Origin of the sequence: Halosimplex halophilum (genome assembly GCF_004698125.1) — an archaeon.
Taxonomy (GTDB): Archaea; Halobacteriota; Halobacteria; order Halobacteriales; family Haloarculaceae; genus Halosimplex; species Halosimplex halophilum.
On sequence record NZ_ML214298.1, the window covers coordinates 428,649 to 446,242 of the forward strand.

Here is a 17,594-nt window from a genome sequence, read left to right on the forward strand (position 1 = left end):
AACGACCGTGACGGACCGGGGCACCTCCGGGACGAGTCACGCGGACCGACACCGACTTGGGTCGGCCGGGCGGACCGGGAGGTATGAAAGCCGCGCTCGTCATCCTGGACGGCTGGGCGCTGAACCCCGACGAGGGAGTCCGCGACGCCGTCGCCGCCGCCGAGACGCCGAACTTCGACCGCTTCTGGAGCGCGGGCGGCCACGGCACGCTCGTCACCTCGGGCCGCCGCGTCGGCCTGCCGGAGGGCCAGATGGGCAACTCCGAGGTCGGCCACCTCAACATCGGCGCCGGCCGCGTCGTCAAGCAGGAATCGGCCCGCGTCACCGACGCCATCGCCCGCTGGCGCGGCGAGGACCGCCCCGACCCGGAGGGCGACGGCGCCATCGACGACAACGAGGCCATCCTCTCGGCGTTCGACTACGCCCGCGACCACGACGGCCGCGTCCACTTCATGGGCCTCGTCTCGGACGGCGGCGTCCACTCCTATCAGTCCCATCTCCACGCGCTGATCGAACTGGCCGCCGAGAAGGACGTCGAGGCGGTCACCCACGCGTTCACCGACGGCCGCGACACCTCCCCCACGGGCGGCGAGGAGTACCTCGCCGACCTGCAGGCCCACGCCGACGAGCAGGGGACCGGCCACGTCGCCACCGTCTCGGGCCGCTACTACGCGATGGACCGCGACGAGAACTGGGACCGCACGGAGCTGGCCTACGACGCCATCGTCGAGCGCCACGCCGGCCACGAGGCCGAGTCGGCGGTCGACGCCGTACAGGAGTCCTACGACCGCGGCGACACCGACGAGTTCGTCGAGCCGACGCTAGTCAAGGGTCAACCCGCACTGGAAGACGGGGATTCGGTCGTCTTCTTCAACTTCCGCTCGGACCGCGCGCGCCAGCTCACCCGGATGCTCGCCGACATCCGCTCGGACGCCTGGGGCGGCCACACGGACCCGCCCGAGACCCGCGTCGTGACGATGACCCAGTACGACGAGACGTTCGATCTGCCGACCGCGTTCCCGCCGATCCGCCCCGCGGACACGCTCGGCGAGGTCGTCTCGGAGACGGGGCACACCCAGCTCAGACTCGCCGAGACCGAGAAGTACGCCCACGTCACCTACTTCCTCAACGGCGGCCGCGAGGTGGAGTTCGACGGCGAGATCCGGGAGATCGTCCCCAGCCCCGACGTGCCGACCTACGACCAAAAGCCGGAGATGAGCGCCGCCGAGGTGACCGACACCGCGATCGCCGAGATCGACGAGCGCGACCCCGACCTGCTGGTGCTCAACTACGCGAACCCGGACATGGTGGGCCACACTGGCGACTTCGACGCCGCCGTCGAAGCGGTCGAGGCGGTCGACGAGCAGCTCGGGCGGCTGGTCGAGGCGATCCAGGGAGCCGGCGGACACGTGCTGGTCACCGCCGACCACGGCAACGCCGACGACATGGGCACCGAGGAAGAGCCCTACACTGCCCACACGACGAACCCGGTCCCCCTGATCTACCTCGCGCCCGACGGGACCGACGGCGGCCGCCGGGTGCGCGAGGGCGGCGCGCTGGAGGACCTGGCGCCGACGCTGCTGGAACTGATGGGCGTCGAGAAGCCGGCGGCGATGACCGGCGAGAGCCTGCTGGAGTAGCCGACCGCTCGCCGCTCGTTCTACAGCTCGACCGGCTCGCCGTCCTCGATGGATTCGTTGACCGCCAGCGTCAGCTCGAACGTCCGGCGGGCGTCCGCGTACGGCGAGCGCAGCCCTCCGCCGTCGCCCGACGCGACGGCGTCGACGAACGACTCGACCTCGGCGGCGTAGGGGTTGCGGTCGAACTCCTCGTCGATCGCCTCGCCGTCGACGACGCCGGAGACGGACTGTTCGGTCACTTCGAGTGTCGCGCCGTCGGCCACCACTTCGAGGCCGTGTTTGTCGTCCTCGGCCGCGCAGGAAGTCGAGACGTGCGATATCGCGCCCGACTCGTGGGTCATCGTCGCAGAGGTGGCGTCGGAGAAGTCGACGGCCTCCTCGATGCGGTGACTCCCGGCCGCCGCGACGCGCTCCACGTCGCCGGCGAGGTACCGGACGGTGTCGTAGACGTGGGTGGCCTGCTCGACGACCTGGCCGCCGGACTTGTCGGCGTGGCGCCACCAGTGGTCCTCGCCGCCGGCGACGCCGCCCCACCAGTAGCCGTCGACGTAACCCACGTCGCGCCCTGCCAGGATCTCCCGGGCGCGTTCGACCCCCGCGGAGTAGCGCCAGTCGTAGCCGACCTGCGCGAGCACGTCGTTGGCCTCGACCGCGGCCTCGATCTCGCGGGCCTTCTCCGCGGAGAGGGCGAGCGGCTTCTCGACGAACAGGTCGTAGCCGTGCTCGGCGGCGGCGGTCTCCTGGTCGTCGTGGGCAAAGGGCGGGAGACAGACGAAGACGGCGTCGGGGTCGGTCTCCGCGTAGCAGTCGTGGTGGTCGGAGAAGGCGGGGACTTCGAACCGCTCCGCGGCGGATTCGGCCGTCTCGGCGTCCACGTCGCAGACCCCGACGATCCGGGCGTCGTCGATGGCCTCGAGGTTGTCGAAGTGCTGCCACTGGGCGATGCCGCCGGCGCCGACGAAGGCGATGTCGACCGTCATTGCCGGAGTCGCGCGCCGGCCGGGCAAAAAGGCGGCGTCGGCGGAGAACACGGCCGGATCGTGGCCGCGGTGGGCGACGGCGCCGACCCCCGGGTCCCGCCCGGGAACGCGGCGACGGGACCGGGCCGCTACTCCGGTTTCCAGTCGAGTTTGACGGTGAACGCCTCGCGGCTGCCCCGCAGCAGCGACGACATCTCGCGGACGCCGATCTCCATGCCGATCTCGTCCGGCGGCGCGAGGTGGACGGTGCGGTTGTTCACGTTCACGTCGAAGGAGCCGTCGCCGCGCAGGTCCGCGGCGATCGACTCCAGCTTGTCGGCGGCCTCGTCGCGGGTCATGTCCAGTTCTTCCAGCTCTTTCGCCATACCGGACCTCGGGAACCGCCGGGGAAAAGTAACGGGCGGGAACCCGCGGTAACGGCGCCTTACGGCCGCAGGTCGCTGCTGGACCGATCCCCGTCGCCGGTCGCCGCTCGTCCGGTGGCGGTCGCCGGCCGCGCTACTGGGCGACCCGCTCGGGTTCGGGCTCGGTCAGGATCTCCCGCTCGACGCCCTCGAAGGCCTCGGCGAACTCGGGGCCGAACGCCGAGGCGGGCGTCTGGAAGCCGTCGCCGGCTTCGCCGTCGAGGACGCGCCGCGCGGCCTCGACCGCCGTGGCCGTGGTCAGGTCGTAGGTGTTCGGCGTCCGCATCCGCGCGCGGGCGGCGGTGCCGTCCGCCTCGACCACCTCGCCCCAGATGTGCGTCTCGCTCCCCGCCCGTTCCTCGGCGGTCGGCCCCGAGACGACCCGGCCGGCGACGGCCTCCGCCGCCCGGCGGACCGGCCCCGCGGCGAGGAGTGGGACGAGCCGCCGCGTCCGTTCCATCACGTCGGCGGCGCGGTCGGGGACGCCCGCGTACACCTCGATGTTCGGGATGCCCGTCGAGTAGTACGCCGAGGACACGTCGCCCCAGGGGACGGTGACGGCGGTCCGCTCTCCGGTCGGGAACTCGAAGGTGCGGCGCTTGTAGGCGACCGGGACCGTCTCGACGCGGCCGTCCCGGCGGACGGCGCCCGGCCGATCGAGCCCGCGGAGCATCGACTTCACCGTCCCCGGAGAGAAGGTCCCCAGCCCGTCGATGGCGAGGGTGAGTTCCTCGGCGTCGGGGAGCAGGCCGTGGAGGATGGCGGCCAGGCAGTCGGTCGGGACCACGTCGAACCCGACGCCGGGGACGACGGCGACGCCCGCCTCGGTCGCCTCGGCGTCGCGGGCGGCGGTCGCTTCGAGCACGTCCACGTTCCCGGCCAGGTCGAGGTAGTCCGTGCCGGCGCGGAGACACGCGTCGATCAGCGGCTCGGCGGTGTCCTCGAACGGGCCGGCGCAGTTGAGCACGGCGTCGACGTCTGCGACCATCCGTTCGACGACCGTCGGGTGTTCGAGGCTGAACACCCGGTGGTCGCAGCCGCGCTCGGTCGCCGCCGCCTCGACCCGTTCGGCCGACCGCCCCGCCAGTATCGGGTCGAGACCGTCCGCGACGGCGCGTTCGGTTATCAGCGATCCGGTGTAGCCGTACGCTCCGTAGACGAGCAGGTCCCCTTCCATGCCGCCCCGTTCGCGCCCGACGTGAAAAACGAACGCGTCCGTTCACTCCGCGGGCCGGGATCCGTCCCCGTCAGCGCCACGCTCCACGGGTTCCCCGCCGCGGTCCCGGTGTCACGTCCCGGTTCGGGCCGCGTTCAGGCGAGCTTTCGAGCCGGTAACCGACGGATACGGCGGCGCCGTCAGCGGGTCCGTCGGTAGCGAGCGGATTACTATCGGCGGGGCGGCCGGAGGGGCCGACGGAGGATCACCATGGCAGTCACATCTGCGAAAGAGCTGTTCACGCACGAACTCGAAGACATCTACTACGCCGAGAACGAACTGCTCGACGTGCTCGACCAGCTGGCCGAGCAGACCGAGCACGAGGAGATCGCCCGGGCCTTCCGGGAGCACCGCGAGGAGACGGAGGGCCACATCGACCGCCTCGAAGAAGTGTTCGAGATGCTCGGTCAGGAGCCCGAGGAGGAGGAGTGCGAGGGCATCCAGGGGTTGATCGAGGAACACCAGGAGCTGGTCGAGATGGACCCGGACCCGGAGGTGCTCGACGTGGCCAACCTGACGGCCGCTCAGAAGACCGAACACTACGAGATCGCCGCCTACGGCAACCTCGCACTGCTGGCCGACCGCCTCGGCATGGACGAGGCCGGCGACATCCTCCACGAGAACCTGGAAGAGGAGGAGGCCGCCCTGGAGAAGCTGAAAGACCTCACCAGCGAGTACGACTACGAGCCGATCGTCGCGGCGTGACCGGGCGCGGACCGTCCGGCGACCGAGCCGCCCGTCGACCGTCCCGCGGTCGGCCCACCCGTCGGCCACCCGGCGGTCGGCCCGCCCGTCGGCCCATCCGTCGACCGTCCGGCAGTCGTGTCCGCCGACCCCCCGGCACTCGCGTCCGCCGACAGTCCGGCCGCCGCCGCGCGCCCGGTTCGGCCGCCGACTCGCGAGACTCCCTCTCTTCATGCGTTTCGTCCACGTGACGATCCCCGAGGGGGAACGGCGGGCGGTCGAACGGGTCCTCGCGGACCACGGCATCGACTACGCGGTCACCGACGAGGTCGGCGGGGTCGATCGGCGGCCGGACGGCCGCGAGTACGAGGCGGTCGCGACCTTCCCGCTGCCGGTCGAGGCCGTCGAGCCGGTGGTGGCCTCGTTGCGGGAGATCGGGCTCGACGAGGAGTCCCACGTCGTCGTCCAGACCGTCCAGACGGTCGTCTCCGACCGCTTCGGCGAGCTCCAGCGCGAGTACGACGAACGCACGTCCGACGAACACATCGCCCACGAGGAGATCCGGATGGTCGCGAAGGGGCTCGTCCCGGACAGGCTCACCTACGTCCTGCTGTCGGTCGCGAGCGCCGTCGTCGCGACCGCCGGGCTGTTGCTCGACAGCGCGTCGATCGTCGTCGGGTCGATGGTGATCGCGCCGCTGATCGGGCCGGCCCTCTCGGCCAGCGTGGGGACGGTCCTGGCCGACCGGGAGCTCACCAGGGAGGGGGTGACCTTCCAGGTCCTCGGGTTCGGGCTGGCCGTCGCGAGCGCGACCGCCTTCGCGCTGGTCGTCCGGACGTTCTTCCTCGTCCCGCCGAACGTCGACGTGACCGCGATCGAGCAGATATCCGGGCGGCTCTCGCCGGACCTCCTCTCGCTGGTCGTCGCGCTCGGGTCGGGCGCGGCCGGCGCCAGGAGCCTGACCGGGGACATCTCGACGCCGCTGGTCGGGGTCATGGTGGCGGCGGCGCTGATCCCGCCGACCGCCGCCATCGGCATCGGCATCGCCTGGGGGCTGCCGGCGATCGTCCTCCGCGCCGGGCTGTTGGTGCTGGTCAACACGCTCTCGATCAACCTGATGGCGCTGGCGACGCTGTGGCTCTCGGGCTACCGGGCCCACGGCGAGCGCGAGCGCCGGGGGGCGCGCCGCCGGGTACACAACTGGACCGTCGTCATCGCGGTCGCCGTGCTCGTCCTCGCGGCGATCCTGGGCGCGTTCACCTACTCGGCGTACCGGGCCGGGGCGTCGACCGAGAGCGTCCGCGCCACCGCCCAGGAGGTCGTCGACAGCGACCGGTACGCCGACCTGACGCTGACCGAGGTCACCGTCGAGTACGGCGACGAGCCGTTCAGCCGGACGCCGACCCGCGTCGTCGTGACGGTGACGGCGCCCGGCGGCGAGATCGACCCCGACCTCGACGACGACATCGAGACGGAACTGCGCCGGACGGCCGGCGTCACCGTCCCGGTCACCGTCCGGTTCATCCCGGTGTCGACGGCCGGCGGGAACGCGACGGCGACGCCCGCCGGGACCGGGACGGCGTCGACACCGCGGGCCGGGACGGGGGCGAGCGGTGTGCCGAACCCGCCGGGGGCGCGGCGTCTGACGCCTGACCGACTGGGGTTTATGGGTGAGGGACCCCTCCCGTAGAACCGAGACGAGGATGATCCCGACCACGGAACGCGGCGACGAGAGCGGCGTCGGCGAGGCGAGCGGGGAGCGGTCGATCCCCATCGAGATCAGCGTCGCGACCGACGGCGACGAGCGGCCGCCGGTCGACGACGAGACCCGCGTCGACGTGGAGGTCGACGGGCAGATGTACCCGACCGCGCGGCTGGCCGACGGCCGCTACGTCGCCTGGTGGTTCGAGACCGACGCGCCGGAGCTGTCGGACCCCGTGACCACCGAGTGGGTCGCCGCGCCCACCCGGTTCCTCGCCGCGGGCACCCTCCACGAGCTGTGGCAGGACCCCGCCGCCTTCGACCAGTTGCCCGACGGCGAGCTGTAGCGCGGCCGAACGGACGGCTCGAACGGCACTGACTTCCTCCCGACCGCCGCGACCTCTCCACAGCGGCGAGCCTTCCGCGGCCACCAGGCTGAATGGCGTCCCGTCCGTTGTGCGAGTGGACAGATGCCCACCTACATCACGGAGGTCGACGTGAACGAGGCTGAGTACCAGAACCCGCAGGAACTCGTCTCGATCTGGGGGGCGATCCGCGAGGACATCAGGGACCTCGGCGGCGAGGTCGTCGACTCCCACGCCGTGCTCGGCGACTACGACTTCCTGGTCGTCTACGCCGTCGACGACCGGGAGCGGGCGTTCCAGGTGACGCAGGTCATCGAGCGCCACGGGCTCGACACGAAGACCATGCAGGGGCTCCCGATCGACCGGATCGGCGAACTCGTCGAGGACGTGTGAGCGTGCGGGAACCGCCGTCGGCCCCGGATCAGGACTGGCGCGACTCCTCGGGTCGGAACACGTCGGGGCCCGTCGAGTCGGCGGGTTCCGACTGGTAGCGGCCGCTGGACTTGATGATCGACAGCGCGCTCATGATGTCCGTCCGGGTGATCAGCCCGACGAACTCGTCGTCGTCCATGACGAGCAGTCGGCCGACGGCGTGCGAATCCAGCTCCTCCAGCGCCGTCATCACGTCGTCGTCGGGCGCGACCGTGTAGAGGTCCGTCGACATGACTTCCTCGACCCGGTAGGCGTCCCGTTCGACCTCCCGCACCGCGCGGGCGTCCTCCAGCGTGACGAGGCCGACGATCTCCCCGTCGCGCTCGACGGGGTAACCGGTGTGGCGCTCGCGGAACATCGTCTCGATCAGCTCGGCGACCGACAGGTCGTCGTCGACGGCGGTCACGCGGTCGGCGGGGGTCATCACGTCCTCGACGGTGACGCCCTCGAAGGCCGCCCGCATCACCGTCTGCTGGGCCTCGCTGGCCGCGCCGATGTAGATGAAGAAGGCGATGGCGACCAGGAAGAGGCCGCCGCCGCCGAACAGGCCGAACAGGCCGAGGAGGATCGCGAACACCTTCCCGACCTCGGCGGCGATCTCGGTGGCGCGGGCGTAGGGCCGGGTGCGGTTGAGCAGCGCCCGGAGGACCCGGCCGCCGTCCATCGGGAAGCCGGGCAGGAGGTTGAACCCCGCGAGCACGACGTTCATCAGCGCCAGGTAGCCGAGGACGAACGCCGCGGCCGCGAGCGCCAGGGACTCGCCCGCCGGCACCGCGAGGAAGGCGGCGTAGGAGACGGCGCCGAGCGCGACGCTGACGACCGGGCCGGCGATGGCGATGAGGAACTCCTGGCGCCAGTCCTCGGGCATCTCGTCGAGCTGGGCGATGCCGCCGAAGATCCACAGCGTGATCGACGAGATGGGGAAGCCGTAGCGCATCGCGACCAGCGAGTGGCCCAGCTCGTGGAGGACGACGCCGACGAACAGCCCCAGCGCCGCGACCAGCCCCAGCGCCAGCGAGAGTTCGGTCGAGGCCGTCAGGGTGTCGACGGGGATCGACGACCCGAACAGGTCGTTGACGATCTCGACGTACCGGCCGATCTGCGACCCGATCGCCCAGGCGAACAGCGGCAGGACGAGCAGGAACGTCAGGTCCACGTCGATCGGGATACCGAACGCGCTCCCCAGCCGGAATCGTCGCATACCCGAGGGTAGTGCCGCCGCGCCCTTAAGCCCGTGTGCAAGTGCCGGGACCTGCCGCCCGCTCTCGCCCTGCCGTCAGCCGTTCGCGCGTTCGCCGTCTGCCGGACGGCTCTCCCGCCCGCTCAGTCGAACTTCTCCAGCAGTTCCACGTAGAAGCCGTCGCGCTCGTCGGCGAGTTTCTCGACGATGAGCTCCGGCGTCGAGCGGGCGAGCACGTCCTTGACCGGCGAGCGCTCGACGACGAGTTCGCCGTCGACCAGCCCCTTGGCCTCGATGCCGTCGACGGCCAGGTCGGTGCGGGCGGCGTCCCGGATCTCGCGTGCGAGGTGGGTGACGAAGACGGCGGTGGCGTCGGTAGCGTCGAACGCCTCGAGGATGCCGGCCATGATCTTCGCGCTCGCGCCGGGCTCGGTGATGCTCTCCAGCTCGTCGACGAGGACGACCACGTCGCCGGCCTCGCCCGACCGGACCGCCTCGACGAGGCTCCCGAACTCCCGGAGCGTGGACTCGAAGGCGCCCGCGTCCAGCGTCCCCTGGGTCTTGGCGTGGTAGTGCAGCTCCTCGACGTGCTCGACGCGGGCGCGGTCGGCCGGGACGGGCAGGCCCATGTGCGCGAGCGTGACCGTCAGCGCGACCAGGTCGAGCACGGAGGTCTTCCCGCCGCTGTTGACGCCCGTCAGGAGGGCGACGCCCTCGACCCGGTAGTCGACGGGGTCGACCGCCTCGTAGGGCACGTCCAGAAGCGGCGAGCGGCCGCCCTCGACGGCGACCCCCTCGCCGCCGATCTCGGGCAGCGTGGCGTCGTACGCCTCGGCGAAGCGGGCGATGGTCAGTTCCACGTCGAGTTCGAGCGCGGCCTCGGCGAGCCGTTCGGCGTCTTCGCGGGCGTCGGCCAGATCCGTCGCCACCTCGCGCTTGAGGCGGGTCGCCCGGCGGTCGCGGGCGGTGGTGAGCTCCTCGCGGAGCCGGGAGACGACCTCCTCGTCGCGCTCGACGGGGAAGGTCGGCTGGTCGGGGAACGCCCGGCGGGCCATGTCGGCGTAGTCGTCCAGCCCGAGGGCGTCGACGAGGTGGTCGCGGGCGTCGTCGACGGCTTCGGCGTACTCGTCGGCGAGTTCGCGCTGGAGCAGCGAGTCGACGCCGGCGCCCTGCTCGACCAGCGAGAGGAGGTCCGCGCCCTCGATGGTCACGTCTCGCTCCTCGATGGCCTCCCGGAGGCGGTCGTTGGCGACGCTCTCGGCGGTCGAGACGGCGGCGTCGAGGTCGTCGACGGCGGTCTGTAACTGCTGGAGGCGGTCGTCGTCCGCGACGTTGCCCTCGTCGTCGATGCGGGCGAGCGCGTCGGCCAGTTCGTCCAGGTCGCAGGGCGGGTCCAGGTCGGCGACGCGGTGGACCTCGATGGCCGCCCGCAGGCGGTTGCGGTTGTGGGCGAAGAAGGCGAGGGTGCGCTCGGGGACGACGGTCGCGGGGTCGTCCAGCGCGTCGGGTTCGACGCGCACGTCGCCCTCGACCTCGACGCCGGTGAACGCGTCGTCGAGCGCGACGACGGTGGCGTAGCCCCGCGCGAGGTCGGCCAGCCCGCGGGCGTCGTCGACGATCTCGACGCTGACCTCGGGCAGGGCCTCCTGGGCGCGGGCGTAGGTCTCGGCGTCGGTCGTGGCGAGACAGCGGTCACGGACCCGGACGCTCGGCGGCGACTCCAGCGGTTCGACCCCGGCCAGCGCGCCGCGGACCTCGTCGTCGGGGTCCCGCTCCATCGCCCGGGCGGCGAACTCGCGGGCCTCCTCGACCCGCGAACGGGAGGGCGAGGGGTAGAACGTCTCCAGGCGGCGCTCGGCGTAGCGGGTGACGGCGTGGTCGGCGACGAGATCGAGGGCGTCGCGGTAGATCTCCTGGGCGCGCGAGGTGGCGGCGAACCCGCCGGGGTCGCCGTGCTCGCGGCGGATGGCGGCGCGGGCGATGCGGGCGGCCCGGCCGTCGCTGATGCCCGGCGCGCGGGCCAGCGCGGCCACGTCCCCGTCGCGCAGCGCCCGCTCGGGGTCGTCGAGTTCCGCCAGCGCCTCGGCCGTCTTCTCGCCGACCCCAGGGATCGTCTCGATGTCCATCTACCCGCCACATTACCACCGGCGGAGAAAAATCCCGCGCCTGTGTGGGGACGCGCCGGCGGCCCCTCACTCGTTCCACGGCCAGTCCTCCGGCGGCGCGAACGGGCCGGCCGAGACGGTGTAGCGCATCACCGTCGACACGCGCAGCAGTCGCACCACGAGGAGCACGAGCGGGGCGAACACCACCGCGACCGCGGCGCTGATCGCCCACGGCAGGGCCCACCCGGGGAGCGTCGCCCCGTTCGAGCGGTACAGCAGCGGGACGGCGAGCGCGACGAGCAGCGCCGGGAGGCTCACGTAGATGATCTCCCGCGAGAGCTTCGTGAGCTCCTGATGGAGCGCGAGCGTCTTGTAGTACTGGCGGGCCACCGAGAGGTGCCCGAGCAGCCTGTCGACCGCGTCGACGTCGTCGGCGACCGGGTCGGGCAGGTCCGCGCCGGCGGTGACCGCCCGGAGTCGGCGGTGGAACCGCGCGTAGTCCGACCCCGCGGTCAGCGAGATGACCCTGACCGGCTCCATCTCGCCGGAGACGCGCTCGATCGACTCGGCGTAGCCCGAGAGGTCGCCGGCGAGCGCGGCGAGGTCGTCCCCCGCGTCGGCTCCGGCGGCGGTCGCCCGTCGCGAGGCGCGCAGCGAGTCGGCCCGGTCGTCGATCGCCTCGCCGATCGCCCCGACGAACTCGGCGGCGTCGACCGGCACCGTCGTCCGGTCGCCCGCCTCGGCGACCGCCTCCCGGAGGTCGACGCCCTTCTCGTAGCGCTCGCGCAGCGAGGGCGGCTTGCCGAACGCCTGCGAGGAGACGAGCTGGTTGACCGTCAGCGTCAGCGTGACGAGCGTGAACACGCCGGCGGTGACGCCGCTCCCGAACACCGTCGGCACGTTGCCGCTCGGCCCGACCGCGAGGACGCCCGCGGCGACGGCGACGCGGACGACCGCGAAGACGACGGCGCAGACGACCGCCGCGATCAGCCAGCGGTTCCCGTCGAGAAACAGCCAGTGGCGGAGTCCGTTCCCGCCCGCGTCGCCGGCGGCGTCGTCGCCCTCACCCATGCCGGAGCGCGGCCCCGCGAGTTCGCCCGACCGCCCGCTGCGACGGCACCGCCGCCCCGGCGGCGTCGAGCCCGCGCCACCGGCTCGACGCCCGGAAGCGAGAAGCGCGTTCCATACCGGACGGTCGGCCGTCGCGCCCAAAGGGCTGAGGCAGGCACTCGCCGGCGGCGGACGGGACACGCTCCGCGCCGGTCCGCTCACTCGAAGGCCGCCCGGACGAGCGCCCGCTCGGCCTTCTGGAGGTGTTCGCTCGCCGTGGCGGGCGCGCAGTCGAGCGCGTCGGCGACGTCCTCGTGGGTCGCCTCTCGCGGCACGTCGTAGTAGCCCAGCTCCAGCGCCGTCTCGACGGCCTCCGCCTGGCGGTCGGTCAGCCCCGCGGCGACCCGTTCGGGCGGGCCGTCGTACTCGCCGACGCGCTCGACGGTCACCGACAGGAGGTCCCGCGCCTCGGAGACGGCCGCCCGCAGGTCGTCCGGTTCGCCCAGGACCCGGAACACCGCCTCCCCGTCCGGGTACAGGTCGACGGGCGTCGTCATCACGAGGCTGCCCTCGGTGAACACCCCGTGGAGCGCGAGTTCGAGGTCCGACGCCGCCGCGCGGACGTAGCAGAGCCCCCGATCGCCCTCGTCGGCGACGACCTCGTGGTCGAGGACCGCCGGCGTCGCTTCGAGCGCCTCGTCCATCGCCGCCACGTCGCCCGTCACGCCGGTCACGTAGGTCCGCGGCCCGCTCTCGGAGACGCCGCCGAACCGCAGTCGCAGGCGCTCGACCCCCTCGCAGCCGGCCATCGCCGCGTGGACCGGCAGCGGCGGCTCCGCGGGGAACCGGAGCCTGACACGCGCGAACTTCATGCGCGAGTACTCCGCCGCCGGGTCGCTAAAACCACGGGATTGCCGCCGGCGGGCCGCGGCGGGGGGCCGAACCCGTTCGCCCGGCGCCGAGCGGTCGAACAACGGGCTTTTGGCCGTTCACTCCGAACTGCCGGCGATGAGCACTCCGGTCGCCGACAAGCTCGCCGCCGCGCGCGCCGACCTGGCCGACCGCGACGGCGTCCTCGTCGCCTTCTCCGGCGGCGTGGACTCCAGCGCCGTCGCCGCCATCGCCCACGACGCGCTCGGCGACGACGCCGTCGCCTGCACGGCCAAAAGCGAGACCCTGCCCGACGCCGAACTCGACGACGCCCGCCGCGTCGCCGAGGAGATCGGCATCCGCCACGAGATCGTCGAGTTCTCCGAGCTCGACAGCCAGGCGTTCGTCGAGAACGGCGACGACCGCTGTTACCACTGCCGCACCATGCGGCTCGGCGCGATGTTCGACCACGCCGCGGAACTGGGCATCGACGTGGTCTGCGACGGGACCAACGCCTCCGACCCCGGCGAGGGCCACCGCCCCGGCCTGCAGGCGGTCGAGGAACTCGACGCCTACTCCCCCCTGCTGGAGCACGGCATCGTCAAGTCCGAGGTCCGGGAGATCGCCGACGACTACGGCCTCTCGGTCGCGGACAAGCCCTCGATGGCCTGCCTGTCCTCGCGGATCCCCACGGGCCTCGAAGTGACCGAGGAGCGCCTCTCGCGCATCGAGCAGGCCGAGACCGTCCTGCGGACCTGGGGCTTCGAGCAGTTCCGCGTGCGCGACCACGACGGCATCGCCCGCATCGAGGTCGGCGAGGACGAGCTGGAGGACGCGCTGGACCCGGAGTTCGTCCGCGCCGCCCGCCAGTACATCGGCGAACTCGGCTTCGACCACGTCACGCTCGACCTCGACGGCTACCGCACCGGCAGCGTCAGCCCCGCCGACGAAGCGGACGACAGCGAGGAGGGCGCCGACGAGTCCGCGGACAGCGGCGACCCCGTCGTCGAGGACGTGTTCGGCACCGACTACCCCACCGCCGACGAGATCTGAGACCGGCTTTCTACGCGGCGCGCGCTGTCGCGCGCGTTCATGCGCGCGACGGAACTGCGCGAGGGATGAGCATCGCAGGCCGGAGGCCGAGAAGCGCAATCGGCTGGGGAGGTGTGTGGCCGTCTGCGGTGCTGTGCGGTCGCGGTGGCGGTGCTGTCCTGGCGGACTGAAAGGGCGAGGCGCGCTCGCGCTTGTTCAGTCGTCTGAGCGGGCCACTATCCGCGCGGGCGGTGCGGAGAGCGCGGATATCCCGCTCAGCGACCGCGAGCGGGCCGAGGGCTTTCAGCGCTCGCCGTCGAGTGCAGTCGATCCAACTCCGAGCGAGCGGGCCGAGGGCTTTCAGCGCTCACCGTCGAGTGCAGTCGATCCAACTCCGAGCGAGCGGGCCGAGGGCTTTCATCGCCTGCTGTTCCCTGCGGTCAAACCAACCGCTAGCGAGCGTGTCGAGGGCTTTCAGCGCTCGCCGTTGCCGGCGGTCGAAACAATTCCGAGCGAGCGGCAGTCGTTGCCGTCCCCAGTGACATTTTCCCGGACGCGACCCACCGACAGACCGTGTCAGACCTCACGGTCCGCCGGTACGAACCCGACGACGCCGAGGCGGTCTGGGACCTCCACGAGCGCGCGCTCCGGGACATCGGCGCCTACGACGAGGCGTACGCCCACCTCGACGCCGACCTCCGGGCGGTCGAATCCGCGTACCTCGACGCAGGCGGGGAGTTCCTGGTGGGGGAGATCGATGGGACCGACGGCTCCGGGAGCGAGATCGTCGCCATGGGCGCGCTCCAGCCCTCGGCCGAGGTCGACCACCACGAGACGGACCCCGCCGCGGCGGTCGTCAGGCGGATGCGCGTCGACCCCGCTCACCAGCGACGGGGCTTCGGCAGCCGGACCCTCCGGGAACTCGAAGCTCGCGCCAAGGAATTGGGTTTCGACCGGCTGGTGCTGGACACGACGCCGGACCAGGAGAGCGCGGTCGCGCTGTACGAGTCGTTCGGCTACGCCGAGACGCGTCGGGAGTCGACGCCCGCGGGGGAGATGATCTTCTACGAGCGGGAGTTGTAGTCGGTCACTCACCGCCCCGTAAATACTCGGGCGGGGACGAGGGCAAGCGGACGTACCATGGGGAGAACGGAGCAGGAGTGTCTCGACGCACTCCGGAAGGCCGCGGAGCAGTTGGGGGAGTCGCCGTCGAAGGCGCAGTACGAGGACCTGGGGCTGACGCCCGCGGCGTCGACGATCCTTCGGGTCGTCGGCGGGTGGAACGAGGCGAAGGAACGGGCGGGACTATCGACGAACGCGTCGCGCGGGTCCCGGGTCGCGCCGAAACCCGAGGGGGTCGAGCTTCCCGACGGTGAGACGTGGGAAGAGCTCTCGCAGGATCAGCGATGGCACTACCGGAACGCGGAGCACAACACCGAGCGAACGTTGCGACGGCGGGCGCGACTCCGCGCGTGGGTCAACGAGCGGAAGCGCGAGCGGGGCTGCGCCGGGTGCGGCGAGTCCGACCCGGCCTGCCTGGACTTTCACCATCTGGACGGTGAGACGAAAGCGATGGCCGTCACCGATATGATAACGCACGGCTACGGCCGGGAGGCACTCCGCGGGGAGTTCGAGAAGTGCGACGTGCTCTGTGCGAACTGTCACCGGAAGCGCCACGACCGACGGCCGGCGGTCGTCGACCGCGACGGCGGACCGCAGTCGAAACGCGAACGCCTGCGAGCGTGGTCGTACGAGTACCGCCGCGACCGCGGCTGTCGTCGCTGTTCCGAGGACGACCCCTCGTGTCTCCAGTTCCACCATCCCGACCCGGACGAGAAGTCCGCGGGCGTCGGGCAACTGATCTCGGACGGCGCCGACGAGAGCGAAGTCCGCGCGGAAGTCGACCGATGTGTCGTTCTCTGTGCGAACTGCCACCGCCGGGAACACTTCGACCCCCCGACCGACGATGGGAGCGCCGGAGCGAAAGCGACTGAACCACGGTAACACGGTACGTTCGAGTCCGCAACACTGAAATACGGGACCGCAGTATACTCGGGTGAAGTCCTGTGGTGTAGTGGCCAATCATGTAGCCTTCTGGGGGCTACGACGGAGGTTCGAATCCTCCCAGGACTATACGTTCTGACACTCTGTTCGTGAGCGGCAGTTCCGTCCGCCGCTACGGGGTCACCACCAGCTTCCCGACGCTCTCGCGGTCCTGCATCGCGGCGAACGCCGCGCCGGTCTCAGCCAGCGGGTAGGTCTCGTCGATCACGGGCAAGAACGCCCCGTTGGCAACCAGTTCGACTAACCGTTCGAGGTCCGGCTGGGTGCCCATCGTGGAGCCGACGATCCGCTTGTGGGCCAGGAAGAGGTCGGCCACGTCGAACTCGGAGGTCCCGCCGGCAGTGCGGCCGCAGACGACCATCGTGCCGCCGCGCCGGAGGACGGACTGCCCCAGTTTCGAGTACTCGCCGCCGAGGTGGTTGACGACGGCGTCGACCGGCTCGTCGACGGCGGCCTCGATCTCCGATACGTCGGCGGACTCGATCCCCCGGTCCAGCCCGGACTCGCGGACGCGGTCGAGCTTGGCCGCCGAGCGGGAGGTGCCGACGGTCTCGACACCGAGGGCGTCGCACAGCTGGACGGTGGCGACGCCGACGCCGCCGGTCGCGCCGGGGACGAACACCCGGTCGCCGGCCGCCACGTCGGCGCGTTCTAGCATCCGGGAGGCGGTCATGTACGCCGTCGGGAGCGCCGCGGCCGTGGTCGCGTCGACCCCGTCGGGCAGGGCGACGAGCCGGTCGGCCGTCACCCGCGCTCGCTCGGCCAGCCCGCCGTGGTACAGCGAGAAGTTCTCGCACAGGTTCTCGGGGCCCTCGCGGCAGAACCGGCAGGCCCCGCAGGTCTCGTTCGGGCAGAGGACGACCCGGTCGCCCGGTTCGACGGCCGACACGTCCGGGCCGACTTCGCGGACGCGGCCGGCCACGTCGAGCCCGGAGACGAACGGGAGGTCGTCGGCGTCGACCATCGCGGAGTCGCCCTCCAGGATCCACAGGTCGTGGCGGTTGATCGAGCAGGCCGCCACGTCGACGACGGCCTCGCCCCGCCGGGGTTCGGGGTCGGGTCGGTCGACGACGCTCACGCCCTCGGGGCCGATCAGGTCGGTGAACGCAGCGGTTCGCATGGGTCGCGATCCGTGGCCGACGGCAAAGAGTGCGGCGTCGGCGGCGAACCCGGCGGCGGCTCCGCCCGGCGACGCACCCTCACAGCTCGAACCGCAACACGTCGCCGGTCTCGACGCCCCGTTCGGTGGTCCACCCCTTGTTCACCTCCAGCACGTACTGGCCGCGGCCGGGGTAGGTCTGGTCCTCGCCGTCCTCGTTCGGGCCGGGCTCGGGCGCGTGGTGGATCTCGGTGATCGCGCCCTCGCCGTCGGCGTAGACGATGTCGAGCCCGAAGTCCATCTCGCGCATCACGTAGGTATGGCTCCCCACCGAGTCGTAGACGAACAGCATCCCCCAGTCCTCTGGCAGCGATTCGGTGTCGCTCAGGCCCGTAAAGCGCAGACCTCCGGTATCGGCGATCGCGGCCGTCACCGACCCCAGCCGTTCCCCGTCCGGGGTCGTCACCCGAACGTCCGTCGTCTCGTAGTCGGGGAACACCGCTTCCCGGGTCCCGGGTTCGAGCGGGGTCGGCGAGGCGGTCGCGGTGGGTGTCCCGGTCGGCGTCGCCGTCGGCGTCCCGGTGACCGTCGCGGCGGGCGTCCCCGTCGTCGGGTCCGCCTCCGTGGTCGGCGTCGCCGTCCCGTCCGTCGACGTGGTCGGTCCGCTCCCGCCGTCGTCGGTCCCCCCGTCGGTCGCGGTGCCGTCGCTCCGGCAGCCGGCCACGCCGGCGGCAGCCACCGCCGCGAGGAACGCTCGGCGTCGCATACCCGC

The 17,594-nt window shown here is 72.0% G+C and carries 17 protein-coding genes and 1 tRNA gene; 9 read left to right on the forward strand and 9 right to left on the reverse strand.

Translation table 11 applies throughout. The features are described from left to right. Positions 1 to 83 precede the first annotated feature (83 nt). Positions 84 to 1,640, forward strand: coding sequence for a 2,3-bisphosphoglycerate-independent phosphoglycerate mutase (gene gpmI / locus E3328_RS13140; protein WP_135365091.1), 1,557 nt, complete (start codon positions 84 to 86; stop codon positions 1,638 to 1,640). Positions 1,641 to 1,660: 20 nt separating this feature from the next. Here the strand turns inward: gpmI and E3328_RS13145 are convergent, their stop codons facing one another. The 3 genes from E3328_RS13145 to E3328_RS13155 form a co-directional block, all read right to left on the reverse strand. Further along, entirely contained in the window at positions 1,661 to 2,620 is a 960-nt protein-coding gene (locus E3328_RS13145) for a Gfo/Idh/MocA family protein (protein ID WP_135365092.1), read from the reverse strand. Positions 2,621 to 2,748: 128 nt separating this feature from the next. After that, the gene (locus E3328_RS13150) at positions 2,749 to 2,985 is read right to left on the reverse strand and encodes an amphi-Trp domain-containing protein (protein WP_135365093.1); all 237 of its coding nucleotides are present in this window, start codon (positions 2,983 to 2,985) and stop codon (positions 2,749 to 2,751) included. 133 nt (positions 2,986 to 3,118) lie between these two features. Further along, positions 3,119 to 4,201: a saccharopine dehydrogenase family protein gene (locus tag E3328_RS13155; protein WP_135365094.1), complete on the reverse strand. Its 1,083-nt coding sequence runs from the start codon at positions 4,199 to 4,201 to the stop codon at positions 3,119 to 3,121. 249 nt (positions 4,202 to 4,450) lie between these two features. Here E3328_RS13155 and E3328_RS13160 point away from each other — a divergent pair, with 249 nt between their 5' ends. The 4 genes from E3328_RS13160 to E3328_RS13175 all read left to right on the forward strand — a co-directional run bounded on the left by E3328_RS13160 (position 4,451) and on the right by E3328_RS13175 (position 7,383). Further along, the gene (locus E3328_RS13160) at positions 4,451 to 4,945 is read left to right on the forward strand and encodes a YciE/YciF ferroxidase family protein (RefSeq protein WP_135365095.1); all 495 of its coding nucleotides are present in this window, start codon (positions 4,451 to 4,453) and stop codon (positions 4,943 to 4,945) included. Between the two features lie 211 nt (positions 4,946 to 5,156). After that, positions 5,157 to 6,614, forward strand: a complete 1,458-nt coding sequence (locus tag E3328_RS13165; RefSeq protein WP_135365096.1) for a TIGR00341 family protein — start codon at positions 5,157 to 5,159, stop codon at positions 6,612 to 6,614. Positions 6,615 to 6,627: 13 nt separating this feature from the next. Then, entirely contained in the window at positions 6,628 to 6,972 is a 345-nt protein-coding gene (locus E3328_RS13170; RefSeq protein WP_135365097.1) for a hypothetical protein, read from the forward strand. Positions 6,973 to 7,095: 123 nt separating this feature from the next. After that, on the forward strand, positions 7,096 to 7,383 hold the full coding sequence (locus E3328_RS13175) for a GYD domain-containing protein (RefSeq protein ID WP_135365098.1): 288 nt from the start codon (positions 7,096 to 7,098) through the stop codon (positions 7,381 to 7,383). Positions 7,384 to 7,411: 28 nt separating this feature from the next. Here the strand turns inward: E3328_RS13175 and E3328_RS13180 are convergent, their stop codons facing one another. From E3328_RS13180 to E3328_RS13195, 4 genes are all read right to left on the reverse strand, one after another. Continuing rightward, on the reverse strand, positions 7,412 to 8,623 hold the full coding sequence (locus E3328_RS13180) for a site-2 protease family protein (RefSeq protein WP_135365099.1): 1,212 nt from the start codon (positions 8,621 to 8,623) through the stop codon (positions 7,412 to 7,414). A 122-nt stretch (positions 8,624 to 8,745) separates the two neighbouring features. Further along, positions 8,746 to 10,728 (reverse strand): MutS-related protein, encoded by a 1,983-nt coding sequence (locus E3328_RS13185; RefSeq protein ID WP_135365100.1) that lies wholly within the window; start codon positions 10,726 to 10,728, stop codon positions 8,746 to 8,748. 66 nt (positions 10,729 to 10,794) lie between these two features. Then, on the reverse strand, positions 10,795 to 11,778 hold the full coding sequence (locus E3328_RS13190; RefSeq protein ID WP_135365101.1) for a DUF7972 family membrane protein: 984 nt from the start codon (positions 11,776 to 11,778) through the stop codon (positions 10,795 to 10,797). Between the two features lie 197 nt (positions 11,779 to 11,975). Next, positions 11,976 to 12,629, reverse strand: coding sequence for a helix-turn-helix domain-containing protein (locus E3328_RS13195; protein ID WP_135365102.1), 654 nt, complete (start codon positions 12,627 to 12,629; stop codon positions 11,976 to 11,978). Positions 12,630 to 12,765: 136 nt separating this feature from the next. Here E3328_RS13195 and larE point away from each other — a divergent pair, with 136 nt between their 5' ends. The 4 genes from larE to E3328_RS13215 all read left to right on the forward strand — a co-directional run bounded on the left by larE (position 12,766) and on the right by E3328_RS13215 (position 15,792). Next, complete coding sequence (larE, locus tag E3328_RS13200) at positions 12,766 to 13,680, forward strand: ATP-dependent sacrificial sulfur transferase LarE (RefSeq protein ID WP_135365103.1); 915 nt, start codon at positions 12,766 to 12,768, stop codon at positions 13,678 to 13,680. 552 nt (positions 13,681 to 14,232) lie between these two features. Next, the gene (locus E3328_RS13205; RefSeq protein ID WP_135365104.1) at positions 14,233 to 14,742 is read left to right on the forward strand and encodes a GNAT family N-acetyltransferase; all 510 of its coding nucleotides are present in this window, start codon (positions 14,233 to 14,235) and stop codon (positions 14,740 to 14,742) included. Between the two features lie 57 nt (positions 14,743 to 14,799). Beyond that, complete coding sequence (locus E3328_RS13210; RefSeq protein WP_135365105.1) at positions 14,800 to 15,663, forward strand: homing endonuclease associated repeat-containing protein; 864 nt, start codon at positions 14,800 to 14,802, stop codon at positions 15,661 to 15,663. A 56-nt stretch (positions 15,664 to 15,719) separates the two neighbouring features. After that, a tRNA-Gln gene (locus E3328_RS13215) sits at positions 15,720 to 15,792 on the forward strand. Positions 15,793 to 15,835: 43 nt separating this feature from the next. On the opposite strand, the gene E3328_RS13220 is transcribed toward E3328_RS13215, so the two are convergent. Next, positions 15,836 to 16,843: an alcohol dehydrogenase catalytic domain-containing protein gene (locus tag E3328_RS13220; RefSeq protein ID WP_135365106.1), complete on the reverse strand. Its 1,008-nt coding sequence runs from the start codon at positions 16,841 to 16,843 to the stop codon at positions 15,836 to 15,838. A 79-nt stretch (positions 16,844 to 16,922) separates the two neighbouring features. Beyond that, on the reverse strand, positions 16,923 to 17,588 hold the full coding sequence (locus tag E3328_RS13225) for a DUF192 domain-containing protein (protein ID WP_135365107.1): 666 nt from the start codon (positions 17,586 to 17,588) through the stop codon (positions 16,923 to 16,925). Positions 17,589 to 17,594 lie beyond the last annotated feature (6 nt).

Coding starts and splice junctions, on each gene's coding strand:
- gpmI (WP_135365091.1), top strand. CDS start 84: ATGAAAGCCGCGCTCGTCATCCTGGACGGCTGGGCGCTGAACCCCGAC.
- E3328_RS13145 (WP_135365092.1), bottom strand. CDS start 2,620: ATGACGGTCGACATCGCCTTCGTCGGCGCCGGCGGCATCGCCCAGTGG.
- E3328_RS13150 (WP_135365093.1), bottom strand. CDS start 2,985: ATGGCGAAAGAGCTGGAAGAACTGGACATGACCCGCGACGAGGCCGCC.
- E3328_RS13155 (WP_135365094.1), bottom strand. CDS start 4,201: ATGGAAGGGGACCTGCTCGTCTACGGAGCGTACGGCTACACCGGATCG.
- E3328_RS13160 (WP_135365095.1), top strand. CDS start 4,451: ATGGCAGTCACATCTGCGAAAGAGCTGTTCACGCACGAACTCGAAGAC.
- E3328_RS13165 (WP_135365096.1), top strand. CDS start 5,157: ATGCGTTTCGTCCACGTGACGATCCCCGAGGGGGAACGGCGGGCGGTC.
- E3328_RS13170 (WP_135365097.1), top strand. CDS start 6,628: ATGATCCCGACCACGGAACGCGGCGACGAGAGCGGCGTCGGCGAGGCG.
- E3328_RS13175 (WP_135365098.1), top strand. CDS start 7,096: ATGCCCACCTACATCACGGAGGTCGACGTGAACGAGGCTGAGTACCAG.
- E3328_RS13180 (WP_135365099.1), bottom strand. CDS start 8,623: ATGCGACGATTCCGGCTGGGGAGCGCGTTCGGTATCCCGATCGACGTG.
- E3328_RS13185 (WP_135365100.1), bottom strand. CDS start 10,728: ATGGACATCGAGACGATCCCTGGGGTCGGCGAGAAGACGGCCGAGGCG.
- E3328_RS13190 (WP_135365101.1), bottom strand. CDS start 11,778: ATGGGTGAGGGCGACGACGCCGCCGGCGACGCGGGCGGGAACGGACTC.
- E3328_RS13195 (WP_135365102.1), bottom strand. CDS start 12,629: ATGAAGTTCGCGCGTGTCAGGCTCCGGTTCCCCGCGGAGCCGCCGCTG.
- larE (WP_135365103.1), top strand. CDS start 12,766: ATGAGCACTCCGGTCGCCGACAAGCTCGCCGCCGCGCGCGCCGACCTG.
- E3328_RS13210 (WP_135365105.1), top strand. CDS start 14,800: ATGGGGAGAACGGAGCAGGAGTGTCTCGACGCACTCCGGAAGGCCGCG.
- E3328_RS13220 (WP_135365106.1), bottom strand. CDS start 16,843: ATGCGAACCGCTGCGTTCACCGACCTGATCGGCCCCGAGGGCGTGAGC.
- E3328_RS13225 (WP_135365107.1), bottom strand. CDS start 17,588: ATGCGACGCCGAGCGTTCCTCGCGGCGGTGGCTGCCGCCGGCGTGGCC.